The organism is Photobacterium aphoticum (assembly GCF_001029435.1).
Classification (GTDB): Bacteria; Pseudomonadota; Gammaproteobacteria; order Enterobacterales; family Vibrionaceae; genus Photobacterium; species Photobacterium aphoticum.
On sequence record NZ_LDOV01000017.1, the window covers coordinates 98,067 to 113,959 of the forward strand.

The 15,893-nt window shown below is 49.5% G+C and carries 14 protein-coding genes; 5 read left to right on the forward strand and 9 right to left on the reverse strand.

The features are described 5' to 3' along the window. Positions 1–87: 87 nt before the first annotated feature. Positions 88–1,356, reverse strand: a complete 1,269-nt coding sequence (locus tag ABT58_RS09500; RefSeq protein WP_373300163.1) for an imelysin family protein — start codon at positions 1,354–1,356, stop codon at positions 88–90. A 417-nt stretch (positions 1,357–1,773) separates the two neighbouring features. On the opposite strand from ABT58_RS09500, the gene ABT58_RS09505 reads away from it, so the two are divergent. Together ABT58_RS09505 and ABT58_RS09510 are read left to right on the forward strand one after the other, a co-directional pair. Continuing rightward, the gene (locus ABT58_RS09505) at positions 1,774–2,259 is read left to right on the forward strand and encodes a MarR family winged helix-turn-helix transcriptional regulator (protein ID WP_047874156.1); all 486 of its coding nucleotides are present in this window, start codon (positions 1,774–1,776) and stop codon (positions 2,257–2,259) included. An 81-nt stretch (positions 2,260–2,340) separates the two neighbouring features. Continuing rightward, positions 2,341–3,186 carry a LysR family transcriptional regulator gene (locus ABT58_RS09510; protein ID WP_047874157.1) on the forward strand — a complete coding sequence of 282 codons (846 nt, stop codon included), beginning with the start codon at positions 2,341–2,343 and terminating at the stop codon, positions 3,184–3,186. Here the strand turns inward: ABT58_RS09510 and ABT58_RS09515 are convergent. From ABT58_RS09515 to ABT58_RS09520, 3 genes are all read right to left on the reverse strand, one after another. Next, positions 3,137–3,916, reverse strand: a complete 780-nt coding sequence (locus ABT58_RS09515) for a TSUP family transporter (RefSeq protein WP_047874158.1) — start codon at positions 3,914–3,916, stop codon at positions 3,137–3,139. The genes ABT58_RS09510 and ABT58_RS09515 overlap by 50 nt on opposite strands. A 238-nt stretch (positions 3,917–4,154) precedes the next feature. Continuing rightward, positions 4,155–4,313 (reverse strand): hypothetical protein, encoded by a 159-nt coding sequence (locus ABT58_RS24040; RefSeq protein WP_156168818.1) that lies wholly within the window; start codon positions 4,311–4,313, stop codon positions 4,155–4,157. Positions 4,314–4,394: 81 nt separating this feature from the next. Next, positions 4,395–4,670 carry a hypothetical protein gene (locus tag ABT58_RS09520; protein WP_146147217.1) on the reverse strand — a complete coding sequence of 92 codons (276 nt, stop codon included), beginning with the start codon at positions 4,668–4,670 and terminating at the stop codon, positions 4,395–4,397. 693 nt (positions 4,671–5,363) lie between these two features. On the opposite strand from ABT58_RS09520, the gene ABT58_RS09525 reads away from it, so the two are divergent. Next, positions 5,364–6,674, forward strand: a complete 1,311-nt coding sequence (locus ABT58_RS09525) for an anaerobic C4-dicarboxylate transporter (protein WP_047874160.1) — start codon at positions 5,364–5,366, stop codon at positions 6,672–6,674. Positions 6,675–6,767: 93 nt separating this feature from the next. Here the strand turns inward: ABT58_RS09525 and ABT58_RS09530 are convergent, their stop codons facing one another. Then, a complete protein-coding gene (locus tag ABT58_RS09530; RefSeq protein WP_047874161.1) occupies positions 6,768–7,667 on the reverse strand; it encodes a LysR substrate-binding domain-containing protein in 900 nt (299 codons plus the stop codon). A 195-nt stretch (positions 7,668–7,862) separates the two neighbouring features. Between ABT58_RS09530 and cuyB the strand changes: the two genes are divergently transcribed. After that, complete coding sequence (cuyB, locus tag ABT58_RS09535; protein WP_047874162.1) at positions 7,863–8,573, forward strand: cysteate racemase; 711 nt, start codon at positions 7,863–7,865, stop codon at positions 8,571–8,573. A 462-nt stretch (positions 8,574–9,035) separates the two neighbouring features. Then, the gene (locus ABT58_RS09540; protein WP_047874163.1) at positions 9,036–10,340 is read left to right on the forward strand and encodes an anaerobic C4-dicarboxylate transporter; all 1,305 of its coding nucleotides are present in this window, start codon (positions 9,036–9,038) and stop codon (positions 10,338–10,340) included. A 241-nt stretch (positions 10,341–10,581) separates the two neighbouring features. Here the strand turns inward: ABT58_RS09540 and ABT58_RS09545 are convergent, their stop codons facing one another. The 4 genes from ABT58_RS09545 to torA all read right to left on the reverse strand — a co-directional run bounded on the left by ABT58_RS09545 (position 10,582) and on the right by torA (position 15,878). Beyond that, positions 10,582–11,424, reverse strand: a complete 843-nt coding sequence (locus ABT58_RS09545; protein WP_082211051.1) for a TSUP family transporter — start codon at positions 11,422–11,424, stop codon at positions 10,582–10,584. Positions 11,425–11,701: 277 nt separating this feature from the next. Further along, the gene (locus ABT58_RS09550; RefSeq protein WP_047874164.1) at positions 11,702–12,130 is read right to left on the reverse strand and encodes a globin domain-containing protein; all 429 of its coding nucleotides are present in this window, start codon (positions 12,128–12,130) and stop codon (positions 11,702–11,704) included. A 132-nt stretch (positions 12,131–12,262) separates the two neighbouring features. After that, on the reverse strand, positions 12,263–12,952 hold the full coding sequence (locus ABT58_RS09555) for a PEP-CTERM sorting domain-containing protein (RefSeq protein ID WP_047874165.1): 690 nt from the start codon (positions 12,950–12,952) through the stop codon (positions 12,263–12,265). Between the two features lie 439 nt (positions 12,953–13,391). After that, the gene (gene torA / locus ABT58_RS09560) at positions 13,392–15,878 is read right to left on the reverse strand and encodes a trimethylamine-N-oxide reductase TorA (RefSeq protein ID WP_047874166.1); all 2,487 of its coding nucleotides are present in this window, start codon (positions 15,876–15,878) and stop codon (positions 13,392–13,394) included. Between the last annotated feature and the right edge of the window lie 15 nt (positions 15,879–15,893).

Genomic DNA, 15,893 nt, shown 5'->3' on the forward strand with positions numbered 1-15,893 from the left:
TTCGCACCACATAGTGACGGGTATTATTATTGTGATGGTGTGAAACAAGGGGCCGGAGTCATGCCCCTTAACGTTCAGATTCTGCGTTTAGAACTGATGATCTGCCGTGTCCGGATTAAGGTTACTCACCCCCAAAATACCGGCAGCGTGTTCAATCCCTTCGGTCTGTTTCACTAACGCCGTAATCGAGGCATTCACCAACGAGTTCCCCGCTTTGTTACCCGCCGCGATCAGTTGATCAAACGCCTGTCCTTTCTCTTCGGCAGATTCAACCAAGGTGTACACTTGCTGGCGAGCCTTCTCGATATCGCTCTGAATCGCTTGCGCTGCTGCTTTATCTTTCGCGGCCACCAAATCATGCAGACTTGGCCCTGTCACCGTATTCCCCGCCACCGTGGTATAAGTTCCGGTGTAAACGTTATAGATCCCTTGTTCATTGTAATAATGCGAGTAGTGGGTGTTATCCGAGAAACAATCGTGCTCGTCTTCTGTGGAATTGGCTTCCAACGCCACTTTCATCCGCTCTCCGGCCAGCTCCCCTAAAGACAAGGAGCCCATTCCGAACAGCATTTTACGTAAGCCGTTCTCTGCAGAATCCGCTAACAATTCGGCGCGATAATTGCCTTTTTCCTGCGGTGACCATTGCTGTGTCATCCACGTCAGATCTTGCTGAAGCAAAGCAGAGGCGGCTTTCAAATACGCATTTCGGCGATCACAATTGCCATGAGTACACGCCTCTCCGGCGGAAAAATCCGTGTACTGACGTTCTCCCGCACCTTTCTCTGTGCCATTTAAGTCCTGTCCCCACAACAAAAATTCAATGGCGTGATAGCCCGTCGCCACATTGGCTTCTGAGCCACCCATTTCATTCAACGCGGCGAGCAATTCTGGAGAGATGACGGAGGTATCAATTTTTTTATTGCCCACTTGTAATGAACGGCTCGCAATAATATTGGCTTTCGCCCCTTCATTACCTAACTCATACTGATAATCATCGGCGACATAATCGATCAACCCTTCATCCAGTGGCCACGCATTGAGCTGTCCTTCCCAATCATCCACCACCGCATTACCAAACCGGAAAACTTCTGACTGTTGATACGGCACTCGCGCCTGTTTCCATGCCTTACGTGCTTGCTGTAAGTTCGCTTCAGAAGGCTGAGCAATTAACGTTTCAATCGCTTTATCTAACGCTTGTGCTGTTGTGAGAGCATCGCTGTAAACGTGGTGGGCAATATCGGCATAATGTTCAACCACCGCAGTTTGTGTAACAGGGGAAGTGTCAGAGGAAGCAGCAAAACTGAAGGTGGGGGCGGCCAGCAACGCCGCCATGATCAAATTCGGGGTGAATGGCATTTTCATTATTGGATCATCCATGTGAAGGCAGTGAGTGACATCACAGCGCGATAATCGAACTGCGATCAACGGCCATGACTCGAACACAACAAATGATCATCAACGTCCCTTTCATGCCCTGGCATCCTGCCCGTAACAGTGAGCAAACTGTCACATTATTGAGCATAAAATTAATACTGATAATCATTTGCATTAGCAAATAGTAACTAAACCGTTAACAGTGTGCAAACCCCCTTTCCCCTTACCTATGCTAAGTAAGTCATCAGTAATAAAAGTGCTCACCGGATAAGCAACCTAAAATAGCGATGAGCAGATCACAGCCAAAGCCATGTGGAATACGGCAAGATTCTGATAACAAACACTTCCAACTTACCGCAGATTACGGTACTTTCGCCCAGCACTATTGAGGAGATGTATATGGATAAGCACGAAGAAGTGTTGATTGCCCTTCGCCAGATCATTCGGGCGATCGACCTGCATTCACGCAAATTGAACAAGTTGGCCGGCTTAACGGGGCCACAATTGGTGTTAATGCGTGCTATCCGTGATTCCGGTGAAGTGACCATTCGCCAGTTGTCCAATAACACCAACATGAGTCAGGCGACAGCCACCACCATTTTGGATCGTTTGGAAAAACGCGGTCTGGTGAAACGTGAACGCAGCACACTGGATAAGCGTAAAGTGCATGCCCACTTAACCGAAGCCGGACAAGAAACCCTGTCTAAAGCCCCGCCACCACTACAAGAAGATTTCGTTGCACGCTTTCAGAAACTGGAAGAGTGGGAACAATCCCTACTGTTGTCTTCTGTACAACGTATTTCGACCATGATGAATGCAGAACATTTGGATGTGGCTGCCATGCTGGAAGTAGGTAGCATTACCCAGCAGGAAAACGAGCATTAATTCATCATTGTCGGCGCAGTAAACGCGCGCACTTCAACCGACAACACACTCAGATCATACAAAGAGAAAGACGGACAGACCGTGCTGCTTGAAGGGATTGAAACATTACTGGTGCTGGCACAAGAAGGCACCATGAGTAAAACGGGCAGCCGGCTGTATCTCAGCCAAAGTGCTGTCAGTAAACGGATTGCCAAACTCGAAAAGCGTCTGGGCAAAAAGCTGATAGAGCCGCAAGGGCGACGGATTAAACTTACCGCCGATGCGGAGCAACTCATTGCCGCCGTTGGTCCGAGTATGAATGAGATCAAGGGCTTGATCTTCGATCAACTGCCCGCCAACGATCATTCCCTGATCCAAATTGCCTGCTCTGAATCGCTGGTGGCGGGTTATCTGGGGGAAGGCATGGGACGCTATTTTCAGCACGACCCGTACGTCCGTCTGTCGACTCACCATACGCCGGTGATTGTCGAAAAAGTCCAAGCCGGTGATGCCACGCTCGGCTTTTGTGCCGGTCATTTACCGCCTCAGCACGGCCTGAGCACCCAACTGTTATTCAATGAACCTTTTACCGTGATCAGTGCCGAGCCGTTGACCACGCTACCTAAGGCGCTCTTGGTTAACGATTTTAAAAACCCGGCCAATGCCCAACAGGCCAGTGTGCTGCAAGAAGCAGGGATCATCCCATTAATGGAAATGGATTCTTACACCGCCGCTGCCCAGCTCGCGTTAGGGGGCGTCGCACCGGCACTGGTCCCGATAGCCATTGTCAAAACGCTTAATATCGCGCCGGCGCACTGCCATCAATTTGAGGTGCTCGATTCACTGACGCGTCCCGTGCACCTCTGTTATCGCGAAAAAAGCTATCGTTCAGATCGCGTTAAAGCATTGATTGCAACCATTGCGGATTCTGTTCCCACAACAATTTGATCGCCATGGCCATCGACACCAACACCACCATCGGTCGAATAAGCTGACGGCCTTTGGTGATCACCACTTTGGCTCCCATGCGCGCCCCTAAAAAGCCGCCCACGGCCATTACCAAACCAATTTCCCAAATCGGCAAACCCGCGAAAATGAAAAACAACAACGCGGCAAAGTTAGAGGTGAAATTGAGGATTTTAGTCTTCGCCGTCGCTTCCACCAGCCCGCATTGGGCAATCGCCACAAAGCACACGGTAAACAGCGAGCCGGCTCCCGGACCAAAGAAACCGTCATAAAAACCAATGCCCGTCCCCACCGTCAGGGCAAACATGTTGGCCGATAATTTTGGCTCACCGCCGCCTTGTCCGGCTTGTGGTGCCAGCAAAAAATACAGCGCGATACACACCAGTAAAACTGGGATCACATTGGTCAATACACCCGCATCTAACCGTTGAACTAATTCCGCCCCAATGGCCGAGCCAATGAAGGTCATCACAATGGCATTACGCATCTCTTTCAGGCTGACCAAGCCATTACGAATGAAATACAGCGACGCAGAAAAGCTGCCAAACGAGCCCTGCAGCTTATTGGTCGCCAACGCCTGAGCGGGCGGTACCCCGGCAGCCAATAAGGCCGGGACTGTCAACATGCCACCACCCCCCGCAATCGCATCAATAAAACCGGCAACCCCTGCCACCAAAAACAATAAACCGAGAATGTCTAACGACAGATCCATGTAACTACTCTTCTCACACTGCCCGAAAAACCCAAACAGTATCACCCCGTCTGTCAGACAAATAGCGAAACCTAGGACAGCAATCCATTCCCGCTTGGCATTGGCCCGCTTGAAAAAAAGCCATAAAAAAATCCGGGTGCATCACCTGCACTCGGATTTAAACAGAATAAAACATGCTCGATTGACCTCCCTGTATTATGTCAAAACCGAAGGTCCTCCTCTGCTGATAGAATCAGCCTCATGTTTTTTTCTTTCTCCATCTTGCCAAATCTTCCAGGCTTGATGCACAGGCGATTCTTTTTCGCCACCAGTCAGACGGCCAATATTCCATTACGCCCGCTTTATTTTCTTTAAGGTCACGTCCAGGTTGTACCACGAGTGTATTATTCACCTTCATCTGTCACCCTTGGTCAATAATCATAGTGACTATTCATTCTTTCTCATCATTATTAAATAAAGTGTGGTAATCACACTCTTATTAAATATAACGACGCTTATACTCCCTCTTATTTACTGTCACCTTTAACGGATAATAATGCTCACTGGATAATGATAATTGCGCCAAGTTGTAAAACAGTCCGGTTCTTTTAAAACTGCCTTCGAGGTCTCGCTCAAATAGCTCAACCACGCTTTTCGTCAATGTATCCCACCCACTGACATAGAACGCATTTCGCTTTAAAGATGAAGCAATGAGGGTCCCAGATTCAGCAGACATGACCTTATAAAACATGACATTGTGATCTACAAATTGCATTTTCATACCTGTCTTATATCGTTTTCTACGCTATACCCTTCTATTTTTATGAATCAACATTGTCTATACCCATGCAATGTTTACAGATGGCACATCAGTATTTACATTTATTTTGAGTGATACATTTTTATCGATGACTTGAACTATTAAGTGTCATATTTTTGAAATAACCGCGCCGTGTTCGTTAATCAGTATCGCATTAACGGCTATATAATGGGTTTTATAATGCGAGCAATTTATTCCATTCTTTATACCTTACTCGTTTTATGGCGACTCTTATGCCTGTACCTGTTTATTGATATCCCCCCAATAACCAAATCAAAGCCAATCCAGCACCATTTGCAAAAATGCCATTCAAGGGAAACAGCCTTCAAACAGTATTCCCGAACAAAAACAGTGGGCGACCTCTCATTTTTTCGTGATGCGTTTTTGATCAAGCCGTTATCATTCCCGACCAGAAAACCCACCGATCGCACAAAAAACACCCGATACATACCCCTGTCTGTTAACCGGCTCTCATTTTTACCCCTGCCTCCATGCCGATTCGTTATCAAAAAGCGAATTTCGGCATTTAACAGATCCGAGCTGTTTACGCACTATAGCCGCCATGAATCAGTGAGTTGCGCTGCATTTTGACGGTTATGCAGCATCACTCACCAATACGGATTTTTTTCATTTTGTGTAGGACACGTTATGTTAGTAGTAGTTGAGTTGATTGTAGTGCTAGGCTGCATCTACTGGGGCCTGAAAATGGGTGGCCTGGGGGTCGGTCTTGCGGGCGGTTTAGGTCTGGCGATTCTGACGCTGGGTTTTGGCTTGGAGCCAAGTGCCCCTGCGGTAGATGTTATTTTGATCATCATGTCGGTGGTGACCGCAGCCTCCACCATGCAAGCGGCAGGCGGTATGGACTGGTTGGTACATCATGCCGGTAACCTGATGCGTCGTAACCCTCGTTACATCTGCTTCCTTGCGCCAATGATCACCTGGTTGATGACCATCATGGCGGGTACCGGTTACACCGTATTCTCTACCCTGCCAGTGATCTCTGAAGTGGCAAAAGAAATCGGCGTACGCCCGTCTCGTCCACTGTCAGCGGCTGTTGTTGCTTCTCAGGTCGCAATTTCAGGTTCACCGATTTCGGCAGCCATGGCGGCGATGATTTCCATCATGGAACCTATCGGCGTGAGCTTCCTGCAAATCATGGCCGTGTGTTTACCAGCCTCTTTTGTGGCAGCCATGGTCGGTGCACTCATTGCTTCTCGCCAGGGTTGTGAACTGAAAGACGATCCTATTTACCTTGAGCGTCTGCAGCAAGAGCACAAAGACAATACTGAAGCGGCTAACCATACTCTGACGTTTGACCCTCGTGCGAAATACTCTGTATTCCTGTTCTTGCTAGCAACGGTGGCTATCGTCATTTACGCAGCGTTCCCATCACTACGCCCTGCGTTCCCAGACGGCGGCATGATGTCAACGCGTGATATCATCATCGTGTCTATGTTTGCTGTAGCCTGTTTGATGGTACCGGTATGTAAAATTCACCCTGACGTGATTATCCGTACTTCTACTTTCCGTTCAGGCATGAGTTCTGTGGCCGTTATTCTGGGTATCGTGACAATGGGCTCAACCATGGTGAACGCCCACTTACCTGAAATCAAAGAGTTTGCGGGTACATTGCTACAGTCTTACCCAATGCTGTTGTCTGTTGTGCTGTTTGGTACCTGTACGCTGCTACTGTCACAAGGTGCAACCACACCATTGATCATTCCATTGGCGCTAAGCCTGCAGGTCCCACACTGGGCAATCCTGGCTTCTTTTGTTGCGGTAACCGGTGTATTCGTACTGCCAACTTACCCAACCTCACTGGCCGCTATCGAGTTTGACGGCACGGGTACCACACGTATGGGTAAGAACATCTTTGACCACCCATTCTTGCTACCGGGTCTGGTGGGTGTGGTTGTCGCGACGCTGTTCGGCTTCATCTTGGCGCCAATGGTCGTGTAACCCCTCAGCTAATTACCTGAACGCATGTAAAAACAACATTAAAAAGGCCACCCAATGCGGTGGCCTTTGTTTTAGAGGGGACTCAGAGCAAAGCTATAAGTGCTTACTTTCATCACTGGCCAATTGCTGCAAGGCCTGCCATACCTGCTCACCGGCCGGATGCAAGCGCGCCTGATAGCGATAAGCGTAATAAGCAATCGGCAAACGCAAATGTGACTCACCAATGATTGCCACCTGCCCGCTTTTCAATTCTTCATGGATCGAATAATCCGGCAGCCACGCCACCCCCACGCCTTGTAAGACCAACTTTTTCAGCAAGTCCGTCATGGATGATAAGAAGACCGCATTGAGATTCACTTGATCACGCACCGCTTCCACCTGCCGCCCCATGTAAGAGCTCGGGCTGTACGCCAGCCACGGCACCGGATCATGGCCATTCAACTGAAATTGCGGGCGGCCATGGGCATCACACACGCACACCGGCAACAGTTCCGCCTGACCAATCAGCAAAGACTGGTACGGTGGCAAACGTAACAGATCATCATCAAACGCCAACAGCACATCACAACCGCCTTCTTGCAGTTCTTCAATGGCGTCATCCACGTCAATCGCTTCCACGCTCAATAAAGGTTGATGTTTACCTGCCAATAAAACCGGTTGAATCGAAGGGACTAGACTGCTGGCCAATGAGTGTGCCGCCGCGACACGGACAATGTTGCCGCCCAGTTTAGAGAGATCGGATAACTGGCCGATCCCGTCCATCATCTGATTCATCAGGGTACGGGCAGTAATGCGGAACAAGCGGCCACTTGGGGTTAAGGCCACGGGAGTTTTACTTCTGTCGATCAGCTCAGCACCTACCATGTGCTCTAAGGCTTTGATCCGACGGCTGAATGCGGGCTGTGTAACATTGCGCATTTCGGCCGCCAGGGAGAAATTTCGCACCTCGGCCAGTGCGAGAAAATCTTCCAGCCATTTACTTTCTATGTTCATACACTGCAAGCGAAAAGAAAAAATCCAGTATACCGCTGAGAAAGCTATCAGCAGACCGATTTCAAGCTCGCCAGATCACACTTTCACGCTTTGCTCATACCGATTCGGCATCACCACCTCAACAACGGCATTTCTCAACACGCTTGCCGAAGCCTATAGTAAACACAACTTAAAAATACTTTTAGGAACAATAAGATGAGAAAGAAACTCGGCATTCTTGGCGGTATGGGACCACTCGCCACCGTGGAGTTTATGCAGAAGATTATTGCCCGTACGCCGGCGCATAATGACCAGCAACATATTCCCATGTTGGTGAGCAATAATCCACAGATCCCCGATCGTACTGCGTTTCTGATCAGCAATGGCGAAGACCCATATCCAGCGCTAAAACAAGGCATGGAAGAGCTAGAAAACGCGGGAGCGGGTTGCATTGTCATGCCATGTAATACCGCCCACTACTGGTACCCGCGTTTAAGCCAGCAGTGCAAGGTGCACACTATCAGTATTATTGACAGCGTGGTGCAGGAAGCGGTGAACCGAGGCTACAAGAAAGTCGGCATCATGGCGACGACTGCGACCATGCAAACACAGATGTACAAAACCAAATTAGCCCAACAACAGATCACGGTTGTAGAGCCAAATGACGAGCAGCAAGTCGCTGTTATGGAAGGCATATATGCCGTTAAGGGTGGCCATGTCGAGCAAGGCAAACTGGCGATGCTGCCGGTATTTGAATCCTTGCTGGCACAAGGGGCGGAAGCGGTGATTTTAGGTTGTACCGAGATCCCGGTTGCGTTGGCAGAACAAGCCTACCACCAGCCACACCTGTGTTTAGATTCTCTCGATATTCTTGCCGATCAGTGCATTCAATGGGCCACGGAAGATGCCGTTGACCTGGTCGCATAACAACAATGTAAGCGCTTAACTGACGCATTACGCAAACCTTTCCTGTCTTTCCTTTCAGTCCTTTGTAAGGGGGCGATATTGTCTCATGAGGCCGGCCAACCAGCCTCAACGGGACATATCGCTCTTTTTTTTGCCTGTCACTTTTCTCTCGCCCCCCTTTTCCTTTCGCTCACTGCATTGACTTGTCGTGTGCGATGCCGAATGCGTTATTCACACTTCTGACAATATAAGCAAAACTAATAGTTTTCATCATTTTATCCTCTGTTTTTCAATTGCAGAGCCCACGCAATCTATCTGTTCTCGTCTTCCCATACAGTAATAGCCACGAACATAACGCTGTTGCTGCTCCCCCTATTCCGTCACTCAAACATGATGCGGCAATGCTTCGACCCTATTTCACGACTTTGTATTTGAACGATAAAAGGCCGGCTCCCGGAAGGGAAAATGGCAAGGAGAAAAACCATGATTTTACTGGAAACGTGTTTATTACTTGGGGCCATTATCCTGGCTGCCCGACTGGGCGGGATCGGGGTCGGTCTGGCAGGTGGCTTAGGGATGGCCATCGCCGTCTTTGTGCTGGGTCTGCCACCGGGCGACATTCCTGTCTCGGTGATTTTGATCATCATGTCCGTGATTCTGGCTCTGTCTGTCATGCAGCAAGCAGGCGGTATGAGTTATATGGTGAACATGGCGGAGAAAATGCTGCGTAACCACCCGAAGCACATTAACATTTTGGCCCCTGCGACCACCTTCATTCTGACCACGCTCGCCGGTACCGGTTACACCGCGATGTCTGTATTGAACGTGATCCAGCAAGTGGCGAAAGAAAACGGTGTACGTCCGAGCCAGCCGCTCAGCTCTGCCGTTGTGGCTTCACAAATCGCCATTACCGCGTCTCCGATTTCGGCTGCAACCGCTGCAATGTACGTGGTGGTTGAGCAAATGGGGGTTTCCTTCGGTGCAGCACTCAGTGTGATCATGCCTGCCGCCCTGTTTGGCACAATTGTCGCGTCAATCATTGCCAGCCGTCAGGGGTGCGAACTAAAAGATGATCCTATTTTCCAAGAGCGCGTGAAAAAAGGCTTGGTGAACTTCACCCCTGAAGCGCAAAAGCATCAAGAGCCAACATTGGCCGCGAAGCGTTCTGTGTGGCTATTCCTGGCGGGCGTGATTTTCATCGTCGCACTGTTGCTGTTTAAACCAATGATTGGTCATGATCTGGGTTCGCGTGACATCATCGTGATTGTGATGCTACTGACCGGCTTTATCACAGCCATGGTGTGTAAGGTTGAACTGACATCTATCAAGAAAGCGCCAATTTTCGCCGATGGCGCGGAAAGTCTGGTGGTGATTCTGGGTATCGTGTGGCTAAGCTCCACCATCATTGGTGTGCATATTCCAGAAATCAAAGAATTGGCGGGCGATCTATTGAGTGAGTACCCGGCACTGTTAGCCGTGGTCTTCTTCGGCACCTCTGCCCTGTTGTTCAGCCAAGGCGCAACCAGTGCACTGCTGGTACCGATTGCCGCCTCGTTGAATGTGGATCCGGTCACCATTCTGGCCAGCTTCGTGGCTGTGAGTGCGCTGTATATGACCAACATCTACCCGACAACCGCCTTTGCCATCGCGACCGACGATACCGGTTCTTTCCTTGATAAGAAATGGAACGGGTCTTACATCATCAACCATCCCTTCTTCTTACCGGGGATGATCGGTATTGTTGCCGCAGTACCGTTTGGCTTCGTACTGGCGAATATGGTGTTGTAATCCCCAAGCCGCACAACCCAAAGTGCATCCGTATGTTTAGACGCAAACTGTATAGACACAAACGGTGTAGAAAACGTTATTAGCAAAACTGATAGGCATCAGGTTGATTATCCTTCAGCAACCTCGGTGCCTATTCTCTTTTTGACTCTGTTTTTTGGGGGCTTATGCTTTTTTACGCAGCTGATCCGTCAGCGCACGATTATCCAAAATCACTTTGCGCCTGTCGATACACAGCTTGGCATCACGCCCATGCCGATTGCACATAGCTCAGCAGATCCGTCCACCATATCGCACCGTTATTGGCCCAAAATGTTTTGGCTAACCACTGCGGATGTTGTTCCAGCAATAACTTAATTGCCATGCTCATCGACACCAGTACCACCATCGGACGAATAAACTTACGACCACGGGTGACGACCACTTTGGCGCCCATGCGCGCGCCCATGAAACCGCCTGCCGCCATAGCCAAGCCCACTTCCCAAATCGGCAAACCCGCCATAATGAACAGCAGCAATGCGGCAAGGTTCGAGGTAAAGTTCAGCACCTTGGTACGTGCCGTGGCTTCAACAATGCCTAACTGCGCAATCAGTACAAAACACACGGTAAACAGTGAGCCGGTCCCCGGACCGAAGAAACCGTCGTAAAAGCCCACACCCACGCCAACGGTTAATGCAAAGCCAAGCTCTGACAATTTCGGCTCACCGCCGCCGGTCGTGTCCGATGGCACAAACAAAAAATACAAGGCGATAGCAAACAGCAATACGGGGATCAAATTAGTCAGAATGCCGGCATCAAGCACCTGCACTAACGTCGCCCCCAGTAACGAGCCCACGAACGTACAAGCAATGGCAATCCGCATGTCGCGTAAATTCACCAAGCCATTACGCACAAAGTACAGCGCCGCCGAAAAGCTGCCGAAAGAACTTTGCAATTTATTGGTTGCGAGTGCCTGTGTGGGGGGAATGCCTGCAGAGAGCAACGCAGGGACGGTCAACATACCGCCGCCCCCAGCAATCGCATCAATAAAGCCGGCCAGACTGGCGACTAAAAACAGAGAACCAATGATTTCCCAAGACAATTCCATCTCTTACAACCAAGCAAAACGAACAATGGTGAATACAACAACGGCTTCTGCCTCCGTACATACTCATGACTATGTACATGGCTATGTGCATGTTCATGAACAAGTGCGAGAAAATGACAAACGAGCGTTGGTGCGGCTAAAAAGCGCTTAGGATACGGATAGAATGAAAAATGGAAATAAAAAGATGTGAGGAAAAGCATTTCACTACGCGACTGAAGAAAAATCAGGCAACAGATGCTGATTCATTCACCAGCATCATTATCGGGCCAATGCTGCATCAGGGCTGATTACGGCAGGTTTCGGCGAGCAAGGTAAATTGAACCATCAAATATCGGACAAACAAGCTATCTAGCCCCTGCACATCCAACGCTTTTTGCATGCACGCCAACCATGCCTGCTTTTCGGCCATGCCAAAGGTTAAGTGTGTCCAATCTTCAGGGGGAGTATGCGTCGATGACGGTGTCTGCCCGGCCATCCAAGCTTGCAGAAACATCGCCAATTTGGCTTTCGCGTCCGTTAAGTCTTCATCGTATAGCAAGCGAATCTTTTGCGCTTCCGGCAAGGTATCCATCGCGTGATAAAACCCTTCCACCAATGTTGCTATACCCTGCTCGCCACCCATTTCTTGCAGGAGTTGTTCCCCAGGTGCAAAAGCGGGAATGTCGCGATGGATAACCGAAGAAATATCAGAAAAGTCAGGCTGCATAAGTCCATGCTCGCTCTATCACAGTGGCCATACACGTTATGCCTAACTCTAGCGTGCCAACACCATCGCTGCTGTCACAAAAAAGAAAACCCTCTTAAAGAGGGCTATCTTGGTATACGTTAAAGCTAGCAATTACTGCTTGCGCTGACGACGCATGCCCCAGCCTACACCAGCCATCCCCATTAAGAACAGACCCAGTGATGCAGGCTCTGGTACCTCAGGTGGACCATTTGGACAATCACGAGTAAGACCCGCTAATGCATTCGGACATTCCGGGATTTCTTGATACGCTTTATCGCTATCACCCCCGAAAACCGACTGACCTCGAATACCCACTGTCACAAAATCATTGAGTGACAAGCCTAAATCGGCAATATCAAACGACACGTCATAATACCAATCACTCAATGGCGAACCCTGACTACCAATCCGTAAAATGACATCAAAAGGACTGACTGGCACACCATTAAAGTTACACCCAGGCCCACAAGCGCTTGAATTAAAAAATGTATTGGTTGGTGCACTGGCGGTACTGCCATCCCGCGCTAATGCGCTAAAGTTCATTAAATCCAAATTACCGGCGGTGTATTCCGTTGCACCATCAGTGCTAAACGCAATACCCAGAATATCGGCATCGGTTTGTGGCACCGAAATATCAAAGGTGAAACGTCCTGGCGTATTGTCATTAATTGTATAGGTGTAACCTGCAGTTGGTGCATCGGTATCCAACCAACTTGTGACTTCGATTTCTCCAGCACTGACGCTGCTTGCCATTATGCTGCCACACAATGCTAATAAGGAGAGAGGGGTGGAAATTTTCATTATTTGCTCCTTCAAAATTTATACTTATGTGTCTTGGTTTTTATATGAAGCAGCTATCATGCCAATAATCTTGGCACCAACATATCAACCACTTGCCATAAAAACACAGATACACACATTACTTTGATGTAATAAATTCTGACACTGACTCAGCAAAACATAGCCTATCGCCACGGGTATGCCATCAATAATGAAAACACGTATGGCGAGCATGTCGTATCAGGGTGTTTTCTGCCCTTGCCCTCGCCAATCATTCATATATTGACCTGGCCCGATGACATTCACTGTTAAATTTTCTGACACTCAACATCCACCATTAATGATATTGTTATCACTAGCAATTCGAGAACAAAAAAATAACCCTGCAAAACAAGGCTATTTTTGTTTTCATTATGCAACTCAATCGGTCAACCTCTCGCGATGAAACCGATAGGCCGCTCTAAGAAACGTATATCGGCCCACCAAATGAGGTCACAGGCGGCACTTCGCCGGTGTATTTCTCGACGTTCACCACCACCGTATTCGCACTGGTCGCCTGAGCGAGCTCCGAGGTACCAATATCCATGGTGAGGGTATTCGGATCACCATAGGTATCTATCGCGCCGACCTTTTCACTCAGTGGGCCATACCATGCCCCTTCGTAAATCCGTATAACCCCTGGCGGGTAATTATCTTCCACCACCGCACCGGCTAACAACTGGCCACGATCATTAAATACCCGCACTAAATCACCATCTTTGATCCCTCGCGCTTTGGCATCTTCCGGGCTCATGTACACAGGTTCACGATCTTGCACCGTGTAGGTGGCACGGAACGCATCTGACTCACACATCTGCGAGTGCAAACGCTTATTGGGGTGACACGATTGCAACCACAACGGGAATTTGTCCGAACCCGGCCCACCGTGAGAGCGTTCCGCTTTCTCAAACCACATCGGGTGACCTTGGCAATGCTCATACTTGTAGCCCGCAATTTTACGGCTGTAAATCTCGATAAAGCCTGACGGTGTCCCTAGCGGATTAATTTCCGGATCTTCGCGGAATTTGGCGTGACTGGTGTAATTCTCACCCGGCCCAAAATCAAACCAGCCTTTCTCATCGGCCCAGAAGGTATCAAAATCAGGCATTTCCGCTTTCTCTTTGTTGGCTTCCTTACAGCCATCGTACAGCGAGCGGATCCACTGGCGTTCATCCATTCCACGGGTAAACTCTTTACTGCGATTGAAGCGACGACAGAAGTCAGTGAATATCGCAAAGTCAGTGCGGGACTGATACATAGGATCCACTAACTTGTGCATCGCCAAAATACCGGTACCCGAATAGGCGCCATACAGATCAATATCATCCCGCTCATACTGGGTACAAGCTGGCAACACGATGTCAGAGAAACGGCATGTTGCCGTCCAAGCAAAGTCGATGGTTACCACGGTCTGCAATTTTTGGAAGGCGGTTTTCATCCGGTTACGGTTTTGGTGGTGATGCCATGGGTTACAACCACTGACCACCAGCATTTTGGTATCCGGCAAAATCACTTTACTGCCGTTGTAGTTGATCTCTTTGCCAGGCTCTAGAATGGCATCGATCCAACGGGCAACCGGCATGGTTTTGCTGTATCCCTTGTAATCGTTATTGTCCCAAATGGGCTTCATGCCTTCATCTAAGTTACGCGGGAAACCACCAGGCCCAGCAGCCCCTGTCGGTGGGATCCCCACCCCACTGTAATGGTGGGAGTAAGAAATTCCCCCGCCCGGTAGACCTATCTGCCCCAACATGGTCGCAATGACGGCCCCCATCCAGTACGGTTGTTCCCCATGCTGCTGACGCTGTACCGCCCAACCAAAGATCAGTTGCGTGCGACCTTTGGCCAGCAAACGGGCAAAGGCACGGATATCATCGGCTTTCACGCCACAGATTTTCTCCGCCCATTCCGGGGTTTTCTCCACTTTGTCTTGGGATTTTCCCATCACATACGGAATGAATTCTTCAAAGCCTAACGCATAGGTATCAATGAATTTTTTGTCGTACAGCTCTTCGGTATACAGGGTATAGGCGATCCCCAGCATGAACGGCACATCGGTTTGTGGATTAACGTACTGATGATCACACTGCAAATAGTTCTGGGTTTTGGATTTGACCGGATCCACGCAGATCACTTTGATCTCACCCTTGGCGACTTTGTCTTTGAGCTGTTCGTAATACATGTAGGAATCATGGGTTTCCGCCTGCCACCCCACCTGGGTATTTTTCAGCGGATCGTTCGCCCACCAAATCACGGTGTCGCTGTTTTCCAGGATCAACGGCCAAGAGGTACCTTGCGCATACACCTCGGTAGAACCCAACACATACGGCAAAATGGTTTGTCCGGCACCGGTCGAGTAGTCCCCGACTTTGGTAGTGAAATTGCCGTGCATACCGACCGCACGCTGCATGTGGCTGGTACAGCTCTGGAACTGCCCCGTTTGACGCCAACCGGTCATACCGGCATTGAGCGCCCAAGGCCCGTAATCTTTCTGGATCCGCTCCAGCTCTTTGTAGAACAAGTCCAGGGCTTCATCCCACGTCACCCTTACAAAGCGGTTGTTCCCTCGGGTATCGCCACTATATTTGTGCCGCTTCAGCCAATCGAGTCGCACCATCGGGTAACGCACACGGGACGGGCTATAGATAATGCCTTTGATCCCTTTGAGCATTTCCGTGGGGTACTTATCCCGAGGCAACGGCTCGACTTCCGTCACTTGTCCGTTATAAATTTTGGCGCGGAAGGCCCCCCAGTGGGAGCCTGTCACTTTCCACACCCCATCCGCCGAATACGGCGAAGTGACTTCTTCGGCGGCCTTGGCAACCGAACCTAATAAACTGGGGCCAATCACTGACACGGCACTGGTGGTGGCTAGCCCTTTTAAAAATTTACGTCGACTCAGAGACATCACTTACCTCACTTC